This is a genomic window from Klebsiella sp. X1-16S-Nf21 (assembly GCF_002837615.1).
Lineage (GTDB): Bacteria > Pseudomonadota > Gammaproteobacteria > Enterobacterales > Enterobacteriaceae > Klebsiella > Klebsiella variicola.
On record NZ_PJDK01000139.1, the window covers coordinates 1 to 4,204 of the forward strand.

At 53.6% G+C, this 4,204-nt stretch carries 5 protein-coding genes and 1 pseudogene; 2 read left to right on the plus strand and 4 right to left on the minus strand.

The features are described from left to right. The coding region (locus tag CW267_RS31135) for a hypothetical protein (protein ID WP_206054973.1) at positions 1-193 on the plus strand (193 nt) is incomplete at its 5' end. Then, positions 160-270 (plus strand): annotated as a pseudogene (locus tag CW267_RS29565) (IS5/IS1182 family transposase); the annotation flags it as partial. The gene CW267_RS31135 and the pseudogene CW267_RS29565, both read left to right, overlap by 34 nt. A 74-nt stretch (positions 271-344) precedes the next feature. On the opposite strand, the gene CW267_RS29570 reads toward CW267_RS29565, so the two are convergent. The 4 genes from CW267_RS29570 to CW267_RS31025 all read right to left on the minus strand — a co-directional run. Further along, a complete protein-coding gene (locus CW267_RS29570; RefSeq protein ID WP_100781761.1) occupies positions 345-1,562 on the minus strand; it encodes an MFS transporter in 1,218 nt (405 codons plus the stop codon). Next, positions 1,559-2,245 (minus strand): DJ-1/PfpI family protein, encoded by a 687-nt coding sequence (locus CW267_RS29575; protein WP_042936835.1) that lies wholly within the window; start codon positions 2,243-2,245, stop codon positions 1,559-1,561. The genes CW267_RS29570 and CW267_RS29575 overlap by 4 nt, the downstream gene beginning before the upstream one ends. 17 nt (positions 2,246-2,262) lie before the next feature. Continuing rightward, entirely contained in the window at positions 2,263-3,012 is a 750-nt protein-coding gene (locus CW267_RS29580; protein ID WP_165787484.1) for a class I SAM-dependent methyltransferase, read from the minus strand. A 16-nt stretch (positions 3,013-3,028) separates the two neighbouring features. After that, positions 3,029-4,204: hypothetical protein (locus CW267_RS31025; protein ID WP_165787485.1), on the minus strand; the 1,176-nt coding region annotated here is incomplete at its 5' end.

The window sequence follows — 4,204 nt, forward strand, 5'->3', positions numbered from 1 at the left end:
GTTAAAAATACGCAGGGAACAGCATTTTATGACCATAACCCCCCCGACACAGCGATATTACTGCGCTCCTGACGGCAACGTTCATGGTCAGGATATTTTTGAAACGCTTTTCCAGTCTCCTAACCATGAACGGACCGGACCTGAACGCCTGAATGCCATTCACATGAAATCATCTGTGCAGACCTGTCGCTGAACAACGTCACGGGCTCAGAAGCCTTCCCAGGCCTTATCCGGCAGACTCACAGAAAAATCAGGTCAGCCGCACCTGAAAATACAACCCGACACAGGGATACTTACCCGAAATCTGATTTATTCAACAAAGCCACCCATTGATCTAAATTCTGCTATTTATAATCGGGCTGACTATTTCTTTGCCTGGTTTTTACTTTGGTGGTAATGAGCCACCAACCGCAGGAAACGATACCTATCAGTAGCAAGGGAAGCATGGCTATATTAAGTCCGTACCATCCCGAATATTCAAGGGCGGCGGCGGCAATCAGTGATGCGACTGAGGAAAAGAAATAGCGCAGCGTTTCGCTGGCGGTCTGGGCCGATCGTCGTAGGTGCAAATCCTCACCATGAGACAGAAGTATGGAACTGGTGACGAAGCTGATATTCCAGCCGACGCCGAGCAGGGCAAGTGCCCAGTAGTAGCCTGAAAGATGGTGAGCACCGTGCATACCCACCAGAACCGCCAGCAGTGTCAGCACAATGCCAATGACCAGGCTGGCGCCTGCGCCGAGCTTGCGGAACGTGAAGCCAGCGACGAGGGAGGGGGCATACATGCCTACCAGGTGCCATTGCATGACGGCGGCTCCATCTGACATTGTCCAGCCGGTCTTCACGATCGCCAGCGGGGCTGCGCTCATAAGCAACATCATGATGCTTGTGATCAGTACGCCATTCAGGGTTGCCACGAGATAAGTCGGTTGTTTCAAAGCTCCGAACGCATGTGTCGGGGCGACAGGGCTCGTGCTTGATGGCATGGGGAGCGCATCTGTTCTGTAACCGACAGCTAACAGGACGGCACAGAGCAGTGTGAGCAATCCCACGGCCAGGTAGGAGCCGGCATAGAGCGAGGAAGGCCACAAAGCGGCACTCCAGACAGCCAGGACCGGACCAAAGAAAGCGGCGATGACGCCCCCGGCTAATACCAGCGACACCGCATGCTGTTTTGTCTCCGGCGTAACCAGATCACCGGCCGCCAGTCGGTAGAATTGGGCTGAGGCCTGGAAGGCTCCGACGAGTAGGCATCCCAGGCAAAGGCCCCAGAAGCTATGCGACCAGACGGAGGCCGTTGAGATAAGGGCTCCGCTCAAACCCGCAATACACCCCGTGATGAGTGCGCTACGTCTTCCATGGACGCGGATGTGCCAGCCCAATACCGGCATGGCCAAGGCTCCCCCCACGGTCAGTAAAGCGAACGGAACGGTGGCCAGGCCGGGGTGAGTGGTCAGCGATTGCCCGGCGAGACTCGTGATGGTCAGATCCACCGAGATACCGGCCGTGAACAGGACCTGGCAAAGTGCCAGGATCCAGACTTCCTTCGGTAGATGTCTCATAGGCCCTCCAGGTGTGCAGCAGCCTTACGGGTGGCCTCCAGGCGTCGAATCTGTCTTTGCTCAGCACGGTCGGTCAGGCGGGCAAGCCGTTCAGAAGCTGCCAGTTCACCAAAGGAGTAGGGCGGGGCAGGGTCATACTCGATGCCCAGTTGGACGTCCTGTGCGACCTCAGCTCCCAGGAGGACTTCCAGCACGATCAGTGCGAAGTCAATGCCTGAGGAGACGCCTGCCCCGGTGATACGATTGCGGTCGCATACAACGCGTTCCCGGATTGGGATGGCACCCAACAGTTCCAGTTGCGGCAAGGACATCCAGTGGCTGGTCGCACGGTAGCCCTTGAGTAATCCGGCCGCTCCCAACACCAGAGAACCAGTGCATACCGATGTGATGAGGGAAGCCTGGGCTGCCTGTAGCCTGATAAAGTCAAGCGTTTCATCGTCGTCCATCAGCTCGATCTGACCGGTTCCGCCAGGAACGCAGATCACATCCAACGGTGGCGTGATAGCAAACGTTCGGGTCGGATTGATGGACCATCCCGCTCCCGTTTCTACCGGCTGGAGAGTTTTCCAGATCAAGTGGACATCACAGCGTCGACTGGCTGAAAACACTTCTGCCGGCCCGGTGAGATCCAGTTGCGTGACTCCCGGGAACAACAGCATGCCGATTTGCAGGTTTTCCGTCATCATAAAGATGAATCCCGTCAGGTAAGGTTTCCGGTATAAAGATGCGTGGTGAGATCGAAAAGAACTTTCCCATCCGACTGATGCCTGGCGAAAATATTTCTGGCCTGCTGGATGAAGATGTCCTGCTCTGTTGTTGCTGAAGGCGGGGCATAGGAGAGGGACAACAAATTCCCAATCATTTCATTTTCATTGATGGGGATGATGTTGGCCGCCTTATGATAGTCGTATCGTTCCTGAAAGAATGCTTTAACCCGATCATCGAGATTTGACCAGTGGTTTTTCATGGTCCTGTAAGCTGGTGCATAATCATCCAGAAGAGCCTTATAATCACGCATGAAGGCGGTTTCCTTGAAATTACGAGAATTCCATACGATTGCGGTTATACATGTGGTTGTACCAATTCGCTGGAACTCGGTACGTGTTGCTTCGGGGTCGACCCAGTGGAATGCCTGGGCCATCGTAATGAGGTCAGTTGAGTGTGCTGGAATTCCGGTAGCTTCAGCCGTACCCGCCACTACGGTAAATGGCGCCGAGGAACTGGCTTTTTCTAACTCAGCACGCATGGAGGTATTGGGCTCAACGGCTGTTACGCGATATCCACTTTCCTGCAGGCCGCGTGAGAATATCCCCGTTCCGGCGGCGACATCGACGGCCGCGGCTGGGGTAGGCACTAGCGACTGCAATACGAGGTATATCTCTTTGGGGTAAGAGGGACGATAAGTGGCGTAAGCGGTTGCCACGTCTGAAAAAAGTATTGTTGTATCCATGTCTCGCTCCGGTTTTTCAGGAAAGTTCAACATCTTCGAACAGATGAATCCGTGATAGCCCTGTTATTGCGTCTGCTTCCGGGAGCGTGGTAACGCCCAAGGGAGCATCGGAAAGTTCAGGGATGTGGAATGAAGCGATGGCGCCTTCGATAAGATATAACGATTCGAAAGAAACGTTCCCTCCCGCCTGCAGGCAGCCAGTCAGGTGTTGTGGCAGCGTCCGCCCATATCGTCGTCCAAGTAGCTGGATACAGGGAATATCCGGACGTTCTGCTTTTTCAATCACGGTAAGCAGAAGCGGGCAATCACTGTGGGCGCTCTCTCGGGGGTTCCTCGGGGTAATACGGCCCAGGCGGATGTATAAATCTGCTGAAATCCGTGCAACTTCGCAGAACCAGTCACTGGCGACCCGTAGCAGTTCATGTGGCAGCGGTGGATTTACCGCCCCGATATCAATCGCGGGATTGGCCGTAAGAGCGATGACTGAACGAATAAAATCTGTTTTTACAGCGGGCGGTTGCGCTTTCAGTGCTTCCGTAATAGAAGATGGAAGATGCATGTCATGCGCATTCCCTTGCTCAAGAACTCCATACCAGTCAATAGCGAAAAAAGCAAAGCGGAAATCTTCCTCTGTCAGGTGTGGGGCAGTCCCATGACTTTCGTCGGCCTCGAGCCTTGCCTTAATTTCTTCCTGTGACCAGTAACTTTTTATCGTATCAAATTCAATTTCGGTGTCCGATGACAGCCACCTGGCGAATGCCTGCCGTTTCATGTTATAGGCCGCATCCATTTCCGCACGAATAAATAATGCCAGGCGGAAACGTTGGCCTCCAGTGATAACCCGGAACTTTACCCTTCGTTCTGTCAGTAATTCTATGGCTTTCACCACGGAAATAAGTCTGGCAATCGCCAACAATTCGGCAAGGTCAGCGCTGGCACCAGGTGTTCTCAACTGTCCCGCATCACGCTTGGCCTGGCCCCAGCCAAGTTCGAATACCAGTTTCTGGTCGCCAGATAAGATCCCTATTAAGCGGTGCTGTAGGGAAGTCGTGTCCAGGCTTCCACTGTTGGAAATAAAATGTGCGTTACGAAATAGTTCGGTAATTAATGCGGCATGTCGTCCTGCAGATGATTTTACATCCTTATAAATAAGTGAACCGGATAATGCATCCAGACTGCGAGCGGCTGTCTT

Coding starts and splice junctions, on each gene's coding strand:
- CW267_RS29570 (WP_100781761.1), bottom strand. CDS start 1,562: ATGAGACATCTACCGAAGGAAGTCTGGATCCTGGCACTTTGCCAGGTC.
- CW267_RS29575 (WP_042936835.1), bottom strand. CDS start 2,245: ATGACGGAAAACCTGCAAATCGGCATGCTGTTGTTCCCGGGAGTCACG.
- CW267_RS29580 (WP_165787484.1), bottom strand. CDS start 3,012: ATGGATACAACAATACTTTTTTCAGACGTGGCAACCGCTTACGCCACT.